General features: G+C 67.4%; 16 protein-coding genes and 1 pseudogene. 8 read left to right on the top strand and 9 right to left on the bottom strand.

What is annotated here, in order from left to right; all coding sequences use genetic code 11:
- Positions 1-5: 5 nt before the first annotated feature.
- From ACFOHJ_RS05710 to ACFOHJ_RS05690, 6 genes and pseudogenes are all read left to right on the top strand, one after another.
- On the top strand, positions 6-2,270 hold the full coding sequence (locus ACFOHJ_RS05710) for a transglycosylase domain-containing protein (protein WP_378219394.1): 2,265 nt from the start codon (positions 6-8) through the stop codon (positions 2,268-2,270).
- A gap of 75 nt (positions 2,271-2,345) precedes the next feature.
- Positions 2,346-3,095: an SDR family NAD(P)-dependent oxidoreductase gene (locus tag ACFOHJ_RS05705; RefSeq protein WP_378219392.1), complete on the top strand. Its 750-nt coding sequence runs from the start codon at positions 2,346-2,348 to the stop codon at positions 3,093-3,095.
- 149 nt (positions 3,096-3,244) lie between these two features.
- Entirely contained in the window at positions 3,245-4,717 is a 1,473-nt protein-coding gene (cysG, locus tag ACFOHJ_RS05700) for a siroheme synthase CysG (protein WP_378219390.1), read from the top strand.
- Positions 4,718-4,779: 62 nt separating this feature from the next.
- Positions 4,780-5,124: pseudogene (locus ACFOHJ_RS24915) on the top strand (nitrite/sulfite reductase); the annotation flags it as partial.
- Between the two features lie 72 nt (positions 5,125-5,196).
- Positions 5,197-5,583: a hypothetical protein gene (locus ACFOHJ_RS24910; RefSeq protein ID WP_449224162.1), complete on the top strand. Its 387-nt coding sequence runs from the start codon at positions 5,197-5,199 to the stop codon at positions 5,581-5,583.
- Positions 5,558-6,322 (top strand): phosphoadenylyl-sulfate reductase, encoded by a 765-nt coding sequence (locus ACFOHJ_RS05690; protein ID WP_378219386.1) that lies wholly within the window; start codon positions 5,558-5,560, stop codon positions 6,320-6,322. The genes ACFOHJ_RS24910 and ACFOHJ_RS05690 overlap by 26 nt, the downstream gene beginning before the upstream one ends.
- 27 nt (positions 6,323-6,349) lie before the next feature.
- On the opposite strand, the gene ACFOHJ_RS05685 is transcribed toward ACFOHJ_RS05690, so the two are convergent.
- Entirely contained in the window at positions 6,350-6,544 is a 195-nt protein-coding gene (locus ACFOHJ_RS05685) for a hypothetical protein (protein WP_378219384.1), read from the bottom strand.
- Positions 6,545-6,758: 214 nt separating this feature from the next.
- Between ACFOHJ_RS05685 and grpE the strand changes: the two genes are divergently transcribed.
- Both grpE and ACFOHJ_RS05675 read left to right on the top strand, forming a co-directional pair.
- Positions 6,759-7,394, top strand: coding sequence for a nucleotide exchange factor GrpE (grpE, locus tag ACFOHJ_RS05680; protein ID WP_378219382.1), 636 nt, complete (start codon positions 6,759-6,761; stop codon positions 7,392-7,394).
- A 122-nt stretch (positions 7,395-7,516) separates the two neighbouring features.
- Complete coding sequence (locus tag ACFOHJ_RS05675; RefSeq protein WP_378219380.1) at positions 7,517-8,149, top strand: trimeric intracellular cation channel family protein; 633 nt, start codon at positions 7,517-7,519, stop codon at positions 8,147-8,149.
- Between the two features lie 22 nt (positions 8,150-8,171).
- Here ACFOHJ_RS05675 and ACFOHJ_RS05670 read toward each other — a convergent pair whose 3' ends face one another.
- The 8 genes from ACFOHJ_RS05670 to ACFOHJ_RS05635 all read right to left on the bottom strand — a co-directional run bounded on the left by ACFOHJ_RS05670 (position 8,172) and on the right by ACFOHJ_RS05635 (position 16,426).
- Complete coding sequence (locus ACFOHJ_RS05670; protein ID WP_378219610.1) at positions 8,172-8,972, bottom strand: GNAT family N-acetyltransferase; 801 nt, start codon at positions 8,970-8,972, stop codon at positions 8,172-8,174.
- A gap of 212 nt (positions 8,973-9,184) precedes the next feature.
- Complete coding sequence (locus ACFOHJ_RS05665) at positions 9,185-11,452, bottom strand: ATP-binding protein (protein WP_378219378.1); 2,268 nt, start codon at positions 11,450-11,452, stop codon at positions 9,185-9,187.
- 77 nt (positions 11,453-11,529) lie between these two features.
- Positions 11,530-12,519, bottom strand: coding sequence for an acrylyl-CoA reductase (NADPH) (gene acuI / locus ACFOHJ_RS05660; protein WP_378219376.1), 990 nt, complete (start codon positions 12,517-12,519; stop codon positions 11,530-11,532).
- A gap of 44 nt (positions 12,520-12,563) precedes the next feature.
- The gene (gene lspA / locus ACFOHJ_RS05655) at positions 12,564-13,046 is read right to left on the bottom strand and encodes a signal peptidase II (protein ID WP_378219375.1); all 483 of its coding nucleotides are present in this window, start codon (positions 13,044-13,046) and stop codon (positions 12,564-12,566) included.
- A complete protein-coding gene (locus tag ACFOHJ_RS05650) occupies positions 13,043-13,900 on the bottom strand; it encodes a TrmH family RNA methyltransferase (protein WP_378219373.1) in 858 nt (285 codons plus the stop codon). The genes lspA and ACFOHJ_RS05650 overlap by 4 nt, the downstream gene beginning before the upstream one ends.
- Positions 13,901-13,951: 51 nt before the next feature.
- Positions 13,952-15,022 carry an RsmD family RNA methyltransferase gene (locus ACFOHJ_RS05645; RefSeq protein WP_378219371.1) on the bottom strand — a complete coding sequence of 357 codons (1,071 nt, stop codon included), beginning with the start codon at positions 15,020-15,022 and terminating at the stop codon, positions 13,952-13,954.
- 67 nt (positions 15,023-15,089) lie between these two features.
- A complete protein-coding gene (locus ACFOHJ_RS05640) occupies positions 15,090-16,055 on the bottom strand; it encodes an ornithine cyclodeaminase family protein (protein WP_378219369.1) in 966 nt (321 codons plus the stop codon).
- Between the two features lie 29 nt (positions 16,056-16,084).
- Positions 16,085-16,426 (bottom strand): DUF1049 domain-containing protein, encoded by a 342-nt coding sequence (locus tag ACFOHJ_RS05635; RefSeq protein ID WP_378219367.1) that lies wholly within the window; start codon positions 16,424-16,426, stop codon positions 16,085-16,087.
- Positions 16,427-16,457 lie beyond the last annotated feature (31 nt).

The raw sequence follows: 16,457 nt of genomic DNA, 5'->3' as shown, positions 1-16,457 counted from the left end.
AGCGGATGGCGAAACGCACGAACACACGCATCGAGCCCAGCTTTGAAGGGCCGTCCAGGGCGCGTTCGGCGAACGGCTTTTCGGTCAGCGAGGAGGATCGCGTCGTGCCGTCTGGCCGCAGGAATTCCCGGGGAAAAGCGAAAGCGAAATCCGGCCGCCGCCGTGCGAGAGGCGGGCGCGGCCTGTTCGGCGTCTTCGGCCGGCTCGTCTACTGGTGCTTCGTGCTGGCGATCTGGGGCGGCATCGCCGCTGCAGGCGTCGTCGTCTATTACGGCGCCAAGATGCCGGCCGCTACCACCTGGGCCATCCCCGACCGGGCGCCCAACATCAAGATCATGTCGGTGGACGACAAGCTGATCGCCAATCGCGGCATGAGCGGCGGCGAGGCGGTCGGCCTGCACGAAATGTCGCCCTATATCCCCGAGGCCGTCATCGCCATCGAGGACCGCCGTTTCTATTCGCATTTCGGCATCGACCCGATCGGGCTTGGCCGCGCCATGGTCACCAATGTGCTCGGCGGGCGCTTCAGCCAGGGCGGCTCGACGCTGACCCAGCAGCTCGCCAAGAACCTGTTCCTGACGCCCGACCGGACGCTGGAGCGCAAGGTGCAGGAGGTGCTGCTGGCGCTGTGGCTGGAGCACAAGCACAGCAAGGACCAGATCCTCGAAATGTACCTCAACCGGGTCTATTTCGGCTCCGGCGCCTATGGCGTCGAGGCGGCTTCGCGTCGCTATTTCGGCAAGAGCGCACGCGACGTGACGTTGTCGGAGGCGGCCCTCCTGGCCGGGCTGCTCAAGGCGCCGTCGCGGCTGTCGCCCGCGCGCGATCCGCGGGCGGCGGAAGAGCGCGCGCAGCTGGTGCTGGCGGCGATGCGCGACGAGGGCATGATCAACGACAAGCAACAGGCCGGAGCGCTCAGCGCACCCGCGACGCGCGCGCCCTCCTATTGGACCGGCTCGGAAAACTACGTCGCCGACACCGTCATGGAGGAACTGCCCGACCTGATCGGCGACGTGCGCGGCGACATCGTGGTCCAGACCACCGTCGACCTGACGCTGCAGAAGCTGGCGGAAAAGTCGATCCGCCGCCTGATCGACGAGAGCGGCCGGAAACTCGACGTCAGCCAGGGCGCGCTGGTTTCCATCGACAATTCGGGTGCGGTGCGTGCGATGGTCGGGGGCTACGACTATTCGACCAGCCAGTTCGACCGCGCCTCGGAAGCGCGGCGCCAGCCCGGCTCGGCCTTCAAGCCGTTCGTCTACATGGCGGCGCTGGAAGCCGGGCGCACGCCCGACAGCGTGCGTAACGACGCGCCGATCCGGATCGGCAAATGGACGCCGGACAATTACGGCGGCAAATATTACGGCAAGGTGACGCTGGCCACCGCGCTCGCCAAGTCGCTGAACTCGGTCGCGGCGCAGCTTACCATGGAAGTCGGCCCGAAGGCCGTCGTCGAGGCGGCGCATCGCATGGGCATCGATTCCGACCTGCGGAGCGACACCTCGATCGCGCTCGGCACCTCGGAGGTAACGCCGCTGGAACTCACCTCCGCCTATGTGCCGTTCGCCAATGGCGGCTTCCGGCCGGACGTTCATTTCATCAGCAAGGTCACCGACGCCAAGGGCAAGGTACTCTATCAGAGCAAGGGCGGCGGCGCGCCGCGCGTGGTGAGCGCCGATGTCGTCGGCATGATGAACTCGATGATGGCCGGCACCGTCGCAACCGGCACCGCCCGCAAGGCCGCCTTCGCCTGGCCTTCCGCCGGCAAGACCGGCACCAGCCAGAACTCGCGCGACGCCTGGTTCATCGGCTACACCGCCAATCTGACGACCGGCGTTTGGTTCGGCAACGACGACGGCAAGCCGATGAAGAAAGTCACCGGCGGCTCGCTGCCGGCGCAGGCCTGGCACGAATTCATGGTCGCCGCGCATGAAGGCGTGCCTGTCCGGCCACTGCCGGGGACGTGGAAATCCGCACCGTCGAACACAATCGTGCCGGACGACGTGCCGTCGGCCGCCGTGCCCAATGCGCCTGTATCGGACGCGCCTTCCGCCAAGCCCGTGCCGCCCGCTTCGGTCGGGCAGCAGCCCGTTGCGGCCGCGCCTGCGCCAGCGCGCCGTGTCCAGGCTGCCGAGACGATGCCGGACAAAAAGAGGGTACGCGATGCCGACTCCACCGCTTCCATCCGGCGGCCGGTGCCGCCGGGCGATGTCGGCGGGCCGCTGAAGACGAAGAACATCTCCATCCTCGATATCCTGACCGGCGGTTAGGTCGCGGGGCATCGTCCGGGAAGGGCCTCGCAACCGGCTCCGCCTTCGGCTACATGTGCCGGCGGAGACCGAGACATGGCCGAGACCGATACCAGGAAAACCATCGTGCTGACGGGAGCGAGCCGGGGCATCGGCCACGCCACCGTGAAGCGCTTCTCCAGCGAGGGATGGCGCGTCATTACCTGTTCGCGCCAGCCGTTCGCCGAGGACTGTCCGTGGCCGGCGGGCCCGGAAGACCATATCCAGGTCGACCTTGCCGACCAGGAGGACGTCGGCATCGCCATAGCCGAAATCCGCCACCGCCTCGAAGCGCAGGGCGGCCAGTTGCATGCGCTGGTCAACAACGCCGCCATTTCGCCCAAGCTCGCCGACGGCAAGCGGATGAACTCGATCGATACGCCCATGCATGCCTGGCGCGACGTATTCCAGGTCAACTTCTTCGCCCCGATCATGCTGGCGCGGGGCCTGTTCAAGGAACTGGCCACCGCCAAGGGGTCGATCGTCAACGTGACGTCGATCGCCGGGACGCGGGTGCACCCGTTCGCCGGCACCGCCTATGCGACGTCGAAGGCGGCGCTGGGCTCGCTGACGCGGGAAATGGCGCATGACTTCGGCCCGCACGGCATCCGCGTCAACGCCATCGCGCCGGGCGAGATCGACACTTCCATCCTGTCGCCCGGCACGGAGAAGATCGTCGAGGCGATCCCGCTGAGGCGGCTCGGCGCCACGGCCGAGGTGGCCGACATCATCTTCTTCCTGTGCTCCGGGCAAGCGTCCTATGTCACCGGGTCCGAAATCCACATCAACGGCGGCCAGCACGTCTGACGGGGCGATTTCGCCGCCGGGGAATAGTTTTCCCGCGGCTTTGTCCGTTTCAGAAAAGCGATTGCCTGCCGCGATGCACGGCGCGAGCCCGTTTCTTCTGGTTTTTCGGGCGCGCGGCTAAAAATCCTGCCTGTTCAGGATTTCGCCGCATGCTGTACGCCAAGCCAAAGCTCAATGCCTTTCCCGTGTTTTTCCGCACCGAGGGAAAGTCCGTGGTCATCGTCGGCAACGGCGAGGAAGCGCTGGCCAAGGCGCGGCTGATCGACCATTCGAGCGCGGTCCTGCGCATCGTGGCCGATGCTCCCGAGGCGCGCCTTGCCGCATGGATCGCCGGCAATGCGGCGGTCCATATCGAAGATTCCTATCGGCCCGAACATCTTTATGGCGCGGCCCTGGTGTTTGCCGCGACCGGCGACGAGGCGCTGGACCGCCGCATCGTCGCCGACGCGCGCCGGCTTGGCCTGCCGGCCAATGCCGTCGACCGGCCGGAGCTCTGCGACTTCTTCACGCCGGCGCTGGTCAACCGTGCGCCGGTGGCGGTGGCCATCGGCACGGAAGGGGCAGGGCCGGTGCTGGCGCAACTGATCCGCGCGCGCATCGACCAGTTGCTGGCGCCCTCATTGGGGCCGCTTGCGACTCTGGCGGCCTCGCTGCGCGATGCGGCCGAGGCGGCGCTGCCCAAGGGCGACGCCCGCCGCCGCTTCTGGCGTTCCTTCTTTTCCGGCGCGCCGGCCCGGGCGCTCGCCAGGGGAGACGCCGCGCGGGCAAGAGACGCCGCGGCCGAATTGCTGCGCGAGGGCGCGCACGCTGGCGGCCATGTCGCGCTGGTCGGCGCGGGACCGGGCGCGGAGGATCTTTTGACGCTTCGCGCGCAGCGGCTTCTGATGGAGGCCGACATCATCCTCTACGACGCGCTGGTCCCGGAGGCGGTCGTCGCCATGGGGCGCCGCGACGCCGAGCGGCTGCCGGTCGGCAAGCGCAAGGGCTGCCATTCCCGCACACAGGCCGAGATCAATGCGCTGCTGGTCGAGCTCGGCCGAAAGGGCAAGCGGGTCGTGCGGCTGAAGAGCGGCGATCCGCTGGTGTTCGGCCGTGCCGGCGAAGAGATGGCGGCGTTGCGCGAGGCCGGCATCTCCTACGAGGTGGTGCCCGGCGTCACCGCCGCCTTTGCCGCCGCTGCCGATTTCGATCTGCCGCTGACGCTGCGCGGCGTCAGCTCGTCCATGGTGTTCACCACCGGCCACGACCTCAAGGGCGATGTGCTACCGGACTGGGCGCGGCTTGCCATCTCCGGCGCGACGGTCGCCGTCTATATGGGCCGCTCGGTCGCGGCCGACGTTGCCGGCAGGCTGATCGGCGCCGGCCTTTCCCCCGATACCGCGGTGGCAGTGGTGGAGAATGCCAGCCTCGAGAACAGCCGGCGCTTTCACGGCACGCTGGCCGACCTGCCTTCGCTGGAAGGCCGGCACGATCTCGAAGGCCCGGTCATGACCCTTATCGGCGACGCCGTTGCCGGCGCCAACTTCGCCGGCTCCGAGCCTTTGGCGCGGCGTCGCGCCGCCCCGGCCGCCGCCAGGGGAAAACACTCATTCGCGCCGGCTTTGGCGCACAAATCCGCCTGAGGGCGAGCATACGGGAAGAAACTGGCCCAGCGCACCCGGCAGGGTGCTTTCGAGGGACGACCATGTACCGTGACGATATATTCGAGCCTGCCTCGATCGAGGCCCGCCTCGCCGAGTTCAGCGACCAGATCGAGCGGCGACTTGCCGGCGAACTGACCGAGGCCGAGTTCGAGCCGCTCAGGCTGAGGAACGGCGTCCACCTGCAGCCGCATTCCTACATGCTGAACATCGCCGTTGCGCACGGCACGCTCGATGCGCGCCAGTTGCGGACGCTGGCCCATGTCGCGCGCACCTATGACAGGGGCTACGGCCATTTCACCGCATCTGGCGACATCCAGTTCCAGTGGCCCAGCCTGAGCGACGTGCCGGCCATGTTGGCCGACCTCGCCACGGTCGGGCTGTACGCCAGAGACCTTGATGAAACGCGCACCGACGGGGTCGCCCGCGAGAACGCTACGATCCGGTGGCCCCCGGACCAGGTGCCGGTGACGATTACGCTCAAAACTGTCGGCGGGACCTCCGGCGATATCAGCGATGGCCAGATGGAGGCGGTCGCGGAACTGGCCGAGCGCTACGGCTCCAGCGAGATACGCATCACCGGCGACCAGGCGCTCGTGCTGCCGCATATCGCGCGCGCCGACCTCGAGGTTGTCCATGAAACCCTTGCCGAAATCGGGCTGGAGGCGGCGGATGCCAGCCTGGTCCCCGGCTTCGACCCGGAACAGATAGTGGCGGTCGACGCCGTCATCGAAACCTACCTTTCCATTCGCAACGATCATTCGGAACGCTTCCTCGACGTCTATCGCCGGGTCGGGCCGGCACCGTTCAAGGAGGCGCTTCATGGAACAGAAACCAGGGTCGCTTGACCAGGTATCCGGGGTCGAGGCCGGGGCGGCGGCCGATGCCGCCGGGCTCGACGCGCTCTATGGCCACCTGCCGGCCGCCGGCATCATCGAGCGCTCGGTAACGGAGCTTTTTGCCGGCGGGATCGCTGGTGTTTCGTCTTTCGGGGCGGATTCGGCGGTGCTGCTGCACCTGATCGCGCAGGTCGACCGTCACCTGCCGATCGTCTTTCTCGATACCGGCAAGCATTTCGAGGAGACGCTTTCCTATCGCGACGCGCTCGCCGCCGATTTCGGACTGACCGATATCCGCGTCGTCGAGCCGGATGCGGCGGCGCTGGCGCGCATCGACCCCGACGGGCGGCTGCACGAGACGGACGTGGACGCCTGCTGCGACCTGCGCAAGGTCGAGCCGATGGCCAGGGGCATCGCGCCCTTTCGCGCCTGGTTCACCGGTCGCAAGCGCTTCCAGGCGGCGACCCGCGCCGAACTTCCCGTCTTCGAGGCGGTGGGGCCGCGCATCCGCATCAACCCCTTGGCGCGATGGACCACCGCCGACCAGGCCGACTACATGCGCACGCACCGGCTGCGCGAGAACCCGCTGGTCGCCTATGGCTACCTGTCGATCGGCTGCTTTCCCTGCACGAAGCCGGTGGCACCAGGCGAGGATGCGCGCAGCGGCCGCTGGGCCGGACAGGCCAAGACCGAGTGCGGCATCCATCTTTCAGGCCTGGAAAAGTCGCTGACCGACGCTTCGCTGTAGTGTCTTGCGCGCCTGCTTCCGGTGCGTTCAGGAACCGCCGTTCCCGTCCCGCTCGGCCTCTTCTAGGCGCTTGAGCAGTTCGTCCAGGTGATCCGGCAGTTCGTGGACGACCCGGAAGGTTGGCAAGGTGCGCAGGAAACGGGTCGTAGAGCGGTCCCCGAACGGATGCCGTTTCGGGCCGCTGTGACGTTCTCGCCTTTTTGCATTTTGCTGGGTCGTCATCTCAAAATCCTTGATTGGCTTCGAAACTCTCCCAAGCACGGAATGGTTCCTCTCTCGCCGGCCGTTTGCAACGGCTGTTCGCATTTACGGTAAAATTTGAATTAAAGTCGAAGTAACGGTCGGCCGGGCAAAGCCAGCCAAACCCCTTGATTTTTAGGTGCCGAACCTCGATATCGGCTGCAAATCCGACCCATGCGAATACAGGGAAGTGGCGATGAACGACCAGCCGAAAGACGAACGCGCGCCCGACGAGATCGAAGTCGAGGATGTAGCCGCCGAGCGGTCCGAGGGCGGCGTCGACGGCGACTATGAGGCGCTGGTGCGCCTGCTCAAGGAAAACGAGGAACTGAAGGACCGTGCGCTGCGGGCGGCGGCCGAAATGGAGAACCTGCGCCGCCGCACCGCGCGCGACGTGGTCGATGCGCGTACCTACGCGGTCGCCAATTTCGCGCGCGACATGCTGCAGGTGGCCGACAACCTGCAACGCGGGCTCGACGCCATCCCGGCCGAGGCCAAGGCCTCCGGCGACGTCGGCTTCAAGGCGCTGATCGACGGCGTCGAGATCACGCTGCGCGGCATGCTGGCGGCGCTGGAACGGCACGGCGTGAAGAAGCTGGCGCCGGAAGGCGAGAAGTTCGACCCGAACTTCCACCAGGCGATGTTCGAGGTTCCCAATCCCGATATCGCCACCGGCACCGTGGTGCAGGTCGTGCAGCCGGGCTATTCGATCGGCGAGCGGGTGCTGCGCCCGGCCATGGTCGGCGTGTCGAAGGGCGGGCCGAAGGCCAGCCCCGCCGAGACGCCCGCCGAACCCGGCCCGGTCAACGAGCAGGCCGAAAAGGACGCGTAAGAGCTGGCGCGGAACAGCGCCGGCGAATACGAGGATGGATAAGCGCTGAAAAGTCCGGAGAGGGCTTTTCATGCGCCCCGCGTCGGGTAACCTAGGCGCTTTCACCGTTCACCGGCGGGTCCATGAACGCCATCACGCTTCTCGACTATGCCGGTGTCACCGTTTTTGCGGCCACCGGGGCGCTGGCTGCCTCGCGCAAGCAACTCGACATCATCGGCTACCTGTTTCTGGCCAGCGTCACCGGCATCGGCGGCGGCACGTTCCGCGACCTCATTCTCGGCGTGCCGGTATTCTGGGTCGGCAACCGCGTCTATGTGCTGATCTGCGCGCTCGTCGCCGTCCTGGTGTTCTTCACCGCCTACCGCATCGAGTCCCGCTACAAGCTGCTTTTGTGGCTGGATGCCGTCGGCCTTGCCGCCTTCTCGGTAATGGGGGCGGCCAAGGGCCTGGCCATTACCGGCTCGCCGGTGGTGGCGATCGTGACCGGCGTGCTGACAGCCACCTTCGGCGGCATCCTGCGCGATCTTCTGGCGGGCGAGCCCTCGGTGCTGCTCAAGCCCGAAATCTATGTGAGCGCCGCCCTTGCCGGCGCGGCGGTCTTTACGCTCGGCGCGCTTGTCGGGCTGCCGCCTTATGCGGCCGACCTTGCCGGGTTCGTGGCGGCTTTTGCCGTGCGCGGCGGGGCGTTGAGGTTCGGCTGGGCCTTTCCGTCCTATAAGAGCCGGCCCGGCCGCAAGCCCGAGGACATTCCCTGAAGCTTCCCGCGATATTGCCCGCTCAGGCCGCGAAGCGCTGGGCCTCGGCGCCGTAGTAGCTCACATAGCGCTCGGCGATCTGCTTGACCGGCAGGACGACGAAGACGTCGACCGTCGAGAACTCATGGTCGATGACGCAGCCGTCGCCGATACGCGCGCCGACCCGCAGATAGCCCTTGATCAGCGGCGGCATGGCGCCGATCGCCGCCTTGGCGTTGACGTCGTTGGCAGGCACCAGGTCCATCGCGTGGTAGCGGCCGGCAACCGCCCGCACGTCCCACGCTTCCTCGGTACGGCAATGGTGCGCGAGATAGGCCAGCGCCTCGGCATGGGCGGCGGGCGCGGTTCCGTGGAAGGAGGCGCAGCCGGTCATCACGCCGATGTCGTAGTGGTTGACATAGGCCCATATGCCTTGCCACAGCACTTCGATGGTGCGCCGGGAGCGGTAGGCGGGCAGCACGCAGGAGCGCCCGAGTTCGAGGAAGCGCTTGTCCGGGTGGCGCGCCACCAGCCCCGGCAACTCGAACTCGCTCTCCGAATAGAAGCCACCGGAAGCGACCGCCTGTTCCTGCCGCAGCAGCCGATAGGTGCCGACGATGCGGCGATGTGCGGCGCCCGGCAGGCTGGTGTCGAGCACAATCAAATGGTCGCAGATGTGGTCGAATCGGTCGGCATCGCTGCATTCGGTCTGCGAGGCATCCTTCCTCGCGCCGAGTTCCTCGTAGAAGACGCGGTAGCGCACCTCCTGGGCGGCGGCGACTTCCTTGTCGCTGCTGGCGAGGCGGACCTCGAGATTGCCGATTCGGCCAAGAGGGCGGCCCATGGCGACGGCGTCGAGCTTGTTTGCGTCGATCAAGCCGTTCCCGACCTTCGCGTAAGCCTCGCCTTCCGATGTTGCTGCCTGCACGGGCGATTCTCCTTCGAGCCATCCCTTTGGCACGGGGATACGAGTGTGGTGCAACAAGATTGTGACGGCAAGGTTATAAAGCGTGAGGCAGGTTGCAAATACAACCCTGGGTTACTTCTGGGTGATCGTCAGGCGGCGACCTGCTGCTCGACGGCCAGGACCAGCGCCTCGGGGTCCAGCGGCTTGGTGAGGAAACCGCTGGCGCCGTGGGCCAGCACCCGGTGGCGGGTGTTTTCCTGGCTGTCGGCCGACAGCACCATGATGGGCAGCGGCGGCAGGCCGCGGTCCTCCTCGTGCCGGCGCACGATGGAGATGGCGTCGAGGCCGTCGAGCAGCGGCATGTGCAGGTCCATCAGCACCACGTCGTAGCGGTTCTTTGCGCTGGCGTTGACGATCGCGTCCACGGCGGCCGTGCCATTGCCGACGACCTCGACCCGATGCCCGGCCTTCAGCAGCGTGGCGCGAGCGAGCATGGCGTTGATCTCGTTGTCCTCGGCGATGAGGATGGACAGGCCGGGCTGCCGGCTCGCCGGCCTGGCGGTTGCCGCCCGGCTGCCCGGGGCGGGTGCGCTCGGCGTGGCCGCGCCGCCGCTCACCAGCACGCGCAGCAGCGTTTCGCCGCGTATCGGCCGTGCCAGGAAGGTGGAGTAGCCGTTTATGCGCAACTCTCCCAGCAGGGCGCGGTCGGTCGGCGCAATCAGCGTGATCGCCTCGCAGGCCGGAAAGGCGGTCTGGCGCAGGTGTCTTAGCAGGCGGGCGTCGCTGGATTCCAGCGCCGCGTCGATCAGGATCGCGCTGCAGCCGGCGGCAAGCGTCGCCGCCTGCGCGGCGGTGACGGCGATCTCGGCCGTGCCGCCGTGGGCCTCCACCGTCCTGGCGACGGCGGTGGCCTCGACGGCGTTTTCCGAAAGAATGACCACGCGCTTGCCCGCAAGCATGGCCTGGCGGCTTTCCAGGGTTTCGCCCGGCGCGGCGGCGGGTATCTCGAACGTGAATTCGGACCCCTTGCCAAGCCTGCTCGACACGGACATCGAGCCGCCCATGGCGGCGATCAGCCGCTTGGAGATCGCCAGCCCCAGCCCGGCGCCGCCATGGGTGCGGGTGGAGGTGCCGTCGGCCTGCTCGAACTCCTCGAAGATGCGTTCCCGGTCGTCCTCGCGCAGGCCAGGCCCGGTGTCGGCGACGGTGAAGCGGATGCGATCACTGCTTTCGCTGGTGATGCGCTCGATCGATACCAGCACGCCGCCTGCCTCGGTGAACTTGATGGCGTTGCCGATCAGGTTCAGCAGCACCTGGCGGATGCGGCCGGGATCGGCGACGATGGTGCGCGGGACATTGGGTGCCGCGTAGCAGGCGAGGCCGATATCCTTGCCGTAGGCGCGGGCAGCCAGCAATTCGACGATGCCGTCGCCGATCTCGCGCGGCGACATGGTCTGCGGCTCGGGCTTGAAGCGGCCGGCTTCGATCTTGGAATAGTCGAGCAGGTCCTCGATCAGCGCCAGAAGCGCGCTGGCCGAGGTCGAGACGGCGCTGACATAGGTGCGCTGCTCGGGTGTCAGGTCGGTATCGGCCAGCAGCTTGGCCATGCCCATGATGCCGTTCATGGGCGTGCGGATCTCGTGGCTGACGGTCGCCAGGAAGCGCGATTTGGCCTGGTTTGCGAATTCGGCGCGCTCGCGGGCGTTGATGAGCGAGGATTCGGCGCGCTTGCGCGCGGTGATGTCGCGGGCGATGGCCCGGTGCGAGACGGCGCCGCTTTCCTTGTCGCGGACGGAAAGCTCGATCCAGGAGAACCAGCGCGGCCCGGCCGGGGTCTGGACCACGACATCCGTAGAACTCAGGCATTCGTGGTCGCAGAAGGCGGCGTCGGGAACGACGCCGATGTCGATGCCGAGGTCGCCCAGCGTCTTTTCGGGCAATTCCGCCGGATCGACGCCCAGAAGGTCGGTGAAGACCTTGTTGGCGTAGACGATGTAGCCGGCACGGTCGCGGTGGACGACGAGGTCGCCGAGCGCATCGATCAGCCCGTGGAAGCGTTCCTCGCTCTCCTGCAATTCCCACATGCGGTCGGCAAGGGTCTCGATTTCCGTCCGGTCCTTGCGCGCGCTGTCGCCCAGTCGCGCAAAAGCCCGGTTCAGGGCGGCGAGGGCAGCGAAGCCGCAGGCGCCGATGACGAGCAGGGCGATGCTGACGAAAAGCGGTGCACCGGTGAGGTAGGCGAGGCCGGCGACGGCGAAAATGGCGCCGAGCGTCAGGAACGGCAGGAGGTCGCGGTCGGCAAGCGCGAGGTCCGGCTCCAGCGGCGGCGCCTCGATGCGCAGCCGCGCGATCGCCGCTTCGTCGGTGGCGGTGTCGGGCAGCGGCGTAGGGGCGCGTCGATCGGATTGCGCAGTCATGCGGCAATCCATGCCAGACAGAGATTATGGAAGCTTGTGGCGGATCGTTCGCATTTTAGCGAACGGCCGGTCTTGCCTTACATATCAACCACGATGCGGCCGCGCACCTTGCCGTCGACGATGGCGTGGGCGGCCTCGACGATGCCGTCGAATCCGATGGTGGTCGAGAGCGCGGCGAGCTTGGCGGGGTCGAGGTCGGCGCCGATGCGCCGCCAGGCCTCCAGCCGGATTTTCTTCGGCGCCATGACCGAATCGACGCCGAGCAGCGACACCCCGCGCAGGATGAAGGGGGCCACGGTTGCCGGCAGGTCCATGCCGCCGGCGAGCCCGCAGGCGGCCACCGCGCCGCCATAGGCGGTCATCGACAGCACGTTGGCGAGCGTGGCGGAGCCGACCGTGTCGACGCCGCCGGCCCAGCGCTCCTTGCCGAGCGGCTTGCCGGGCTGCGAAAGTTCCTCGCGCGCGATCACTTCGGCCGCGCCCAGTTCGGCGAGATAGCCGCTTTCCGCGCTGCGCCCGGTGGAGGCGACGACATGGTAGCCGAGGCCGGAGAGCAGCGCGACGGCGACCGAGCCAACGCCGCCCGCAGCCCCTGTCACCACCACCGGGCCGCGATCCGGCGTAATGCCGTGGCGTTCCAGCGCCATCACGCACAGCATCGCCGTGTAGCCGGCGGTGCCGATCGCCATGGCGTCATGCGCGCTCATGCCTTCGGGCAGCGGCACCAGCCAGTCGCCGTTGACGCGGGCGCGCCCGGCGAAGGCGCCGTAATGGGTCTCGCCCACGCCCCAGCCGTTCAGCACGACCCGGTCGCCCTTGCGCCAGTCGGGATGGTCGGAGGAAAGCACGGTTCCGGCGAAGTCGATGCCGGGCACGAGCGGCCAGCGGCGCACCACCGGAGCCTTGCCGGTGATGGCGAGGCCATCCTTGTAGTTGATCGTCGTCGCCTCGACGGCGACCGTCACGTCGCCGTCCATCAGGTCGGCCTCGGTCATTTCCTCCACCGTCACCGACTGCTTCTTGTCGGCGTCGCGGGAAACGAGAATGGCTTTGAAGCTTTCCGGCATTTTTCTGTCCTCCGTCCCCAATGTGCGGCGGCGGCCAGGCGGAATCAATCGCCCGAAGGCGGTTGTTGTTTGCGCCAGGCGATGAATTCGTCGAACACCACCATCACGGCGCCCACGGTGATGAAGGCATCGGCGAGATTGAAGACCGCGAACGACCAGACGGGCGTGTGGAACAGGATGTAGTCGATGACGTGACCATAAACGGTGCGGTCGATCAGGTTGCCGAGCGCGCCGCCGACGATCAGCGCGAAGCCGATGCGGGCCAGGACCTGCCCAGGTGCCGTCTTGGCGGCGAGGTAGAGCACGAAGGCAACGACGACGACGGATACGGCGATCAGGCCGGTGTCGCCGAAGGAATCCAGCATCGAGAAGGCGATGCCGGTATTGTAGGTGCGGAAAAGCGCCAGGAAGGGCAGGATATCGACCGGCTGGTGCATGTCGAGGCCGGTTTCGACCAGGTACTTTATCCACTGGTCCAGCGCGATGGCGACGATCGCCAGCAGGCCGTAGGGCAGCAGGCGTTTCACGATTGCGCCCCTTCCGGATCGAGTTTCAGGGCGTCGCGGCGGATTTCGAACAGCATGACGGCGGTGGCGACCGCAAGGTTGAGCGAATCGGCGCGCCCCGCCTGCGGGATGCGCAGCAGCTTGTCGCAGCTTTCGGCGAGCAGGTCGGGCAGGCCCTGCTGTTCGTTGCCCATCAGAAGCAGCGTCGGTCCCTTCGAGAAATCGACCGAGCGGTAATCGACCGCGCCTTTCAGGTGGGTGCCGGCGACCAGCCCCGGAAAGCCCCTGCGCCAGGCGAGAAACGCCTCGGGCGTCGCCCTGGCGACCGGCACGGCGAAGACCGAACCCATGGTGGCGCGCACGGTTTCGACCGAAAACGGGTCCGTGGTGTCGCCGACGAGAATGACGCCCCGGGCGCCGACCGCGTCCACGGTGCGGATGACGGTGCCGAGATTGCCGGGGTCGCGCACGCGGTCGAGCGCCACCCAGACGTCGCCCGGGCGGGGGTGGATATCCTTGAGGGCGACGAACTGCTGGGCAAAGACGCCGACCACCATTTGCGGATTGTCGCGGCGGGTGATCGCCGACAGTACCTTTTCCGACACTTCCAGCACCGTGCCGCCCGCCGCTACGGTGCGCGCGGCGACCTTTTCGACGGCCGGATTGCCGCGCCCGGCCTTGGCGAAGACCAGCGTGTGGATTTTCCAGCCGAGGTCGAGCGCGTCGATGACCAGTTTCAGCCCCTCGGCCATGAAGGCGTGCTGCTGGTCGCGGAATTTCTTCAGCGCCAGCGCCTTGATGTCCTTGACCAGCGGATTGGCGAGGCTGGTGACCTCCTTCACCTGTCCGACTGCGCGGTGCCCGTCACTCGTCATGATTTTTCCTTGCGCAGGATCTTGCCCGAGAACCGGGGCCGTTTTTCGGGATCATGCGTGTACCCACCTGGAGAACAGCGAGGTCGAAAGCGCGCGGCCGGCCGATTTTTCGCGGATGACCAGTTCGCCCGATTCGACCGTGCCGCCCATGCCGGCGAAGGTGTCGCGCATCAGCGCATGGATGGCGAAGAAGGAGGCGCGGATCGAATAGGCGGTCAGCACCACCGCCAGCGGCTTCGGCGTCAGGATGGCGCGGCACAAATCCGCCAGCGCCGGCAGGTCCTCGAACAGTTGCCAGACCTCGCCCTTGGGACCACGGCCATAGGCCGGCGGGTCGAACAGGACGATGTCGTAGCGGCTGCCGCGGCGCTCCTCGCGCTCGGCGAATTTCACCGCGTCGTCGACGATCCAGCGGATCGGCTTGTCGGACAGCCGTGCGATTTCCTGGTTCTCGCGCGCCCAGCCGATCGCCTTCTTGGAGGCATCGACATGTGTCACCTCGGCCCCGGCGCGTGCCGCGACCAGCGAGGCCAGGCCCGTATAGCCGAACAGGTTCAGCACCTTCACCGGGCGTTTCGCCCGTTCGATCAGGCCGGCCATATGGTCCCAGTGCGAGGCCTGCTCGGGAAAGACGCCGACATGGCGGAAGGAGGTAAAGCGGCCGAGATAGTCGATGCCGTCGTGCTTCATCGGCCAGGTTTCGCCGAGCGGCGCTTTGGGAAAGCGCCAGCGGCCCATGCCTTCCTCGTCGGTATCGCCGGTGAAGACGGCGTCGGCGCGCTCCCACTCCTTCGCTGGCCATGCCGGCTGCCAGATTGCCTGGCCTTCAGGGCGCACGATGCGATAGGGGCCATATTGCTCGAGTTTGCGGCCGGCGCCGCTGTCGAGCAGCGCATAGTCGTCGTTGGGGGCGACTTCGAGGATCAGCGGCAGCTTTTCGGCCGGCAACGCGCCGTCGCGGCGGGCGATGACGCGCGGGCCGGATTTGGCTTCCTCGCGCGGCCCGGCAGGCTGCCCCGGCCGTTCCGCGGGTTTCGGGCCGTGCTGGCGCGCCTTTGCGTTGCCGCCTTCCGCAGGCCTGTGGGAGCGGTTGTCGCGGCGTTGATCGCGAAAGGATTTCAAGAAGGCTCACTCCGGGCGGATGGCCGCTTCTGCCACAGCAGGTGCCGGCGTGCAAGAAATGGCGGCGTCAGCCTTTCAGGGCACGGTAAACCGCGATTCCCGCCGCAAGGTCCTCGAGGGCGGCGCCCACTGACTTGAACAGCGTGATTTCGTCCGCGCTTTCGCGGCCCTTCTTCTGGCCACGCGTCAGTTCGGCGAGTTCGGCGACGATGTCGTCGGTCTTGAGCACGCCCGAGGCGAGGGGCTGCACGATGTCGCCGGCTTCCTTGGTCGCGCCGGCGCGGGTATCGACGAAGACGCGGGAGCGCCTAATCGCCTCGTCGTCGCTTTCGCGCAGGTCGGGCGTGAAGCCGCCGACCAGGTCGACATGCGTGCCGGGCTTCAGCAGGACGCCCTTGACCAGCGGCGTCGGCGAAATCGTCGCCGAGGAAACGATGTCGGCCGTGGCCAGTTCGCCGTCGAGGTCGCTCGCGGCGGCGGCGTCGAAGCCCTCGGCGCGCAGTTCCGCTGCCAGTTTCTCGGCATTGGCCGGGGTGCGGTTCCAGATGCTGATCTTCTGGATCGGGCGTACCGCGGCATGGGCGCGCGCCAGGAACGGCGCCATGGCGCCGGCGCCGATCACCAGCAGGTGCGAGGCGTCCTCGCGCGCCAGATAGGTGGCGGCAAGGGCGGAGGCGCAGGCCGTGCGCCATTGGGTCAGGCGCTGGCCGTCGATCAGCGCCTCGGGCTCGCCGGTCACGCCGTTGAGCAGGAGGTACACCCCCATCACCGCCGGCTTGCCGAGGGCGTTGTTGCCGGGCGAGACCGTGACGATCTTGACGCCCATGTGGCCCTTGGCGGAGGAGCCGGAGGCCATGAAATCGCTCCATGCGGGCATCAGCAGCAGGGTCGAGGCCGGCGTATCCGGCTTTTCGACGTGATGGTGATGGCGCACCGGCTGCACCGCGCCGTCACGGAAGGCCGTGCGCAGCGTCTCCACGAGGCCGGGAAAGGTCAGGGCACGATCGACGTCGGCGGCCGAAAGGGTCAGCATGGCAGATTCCGCTTCAAAAAGGCGTTGAGTCAGGGTGTCGGCCCGGGCAGGGCGTCGTGCCGCTCGCCGCGGGGCTGCGCCGGCGGGGTCTTGATCGCCTGGCGCAGGCTTTCCGCCTCGATGCCGCGCTGGCGCGCCAGCTTGCGGTAGCGGCCCTGCCGCAACCAGGTGACGGCGCTGCCGATGATCACGCCCACGGCCAGGACCAGGAAGAAATAGATGAAGAGCGGCAGGGTCAGCGTCAGTGCCGGGTTGCCGGGGTTGAACGGGTCGAGCGTGAACGCGACGGGTTCTCGGTTGGCGACGGCCAGCGCGATCAGGATGATGGCGATCGGCACGAAGACCACGATGAGCACGATGCGATTGAACATGATGGGTGTGGCGCTTGCCTCGCAAAAGAGC

It is taken from the genome of Aquamicrobium soli, assembly GCF_042646345.1.
Taxonomy (GTDB): Bacteria; Pseudomonadota; Alphaproteobacteria; order Rhizobiales; family Rhizobiaceae; genus Mesorhizobium; species Mesorhizobium soli_A.
Note: the sequence above shows the minus strand (reverse complement) of the source record. Positions and strands in the feature narration are given on the sequence as shown.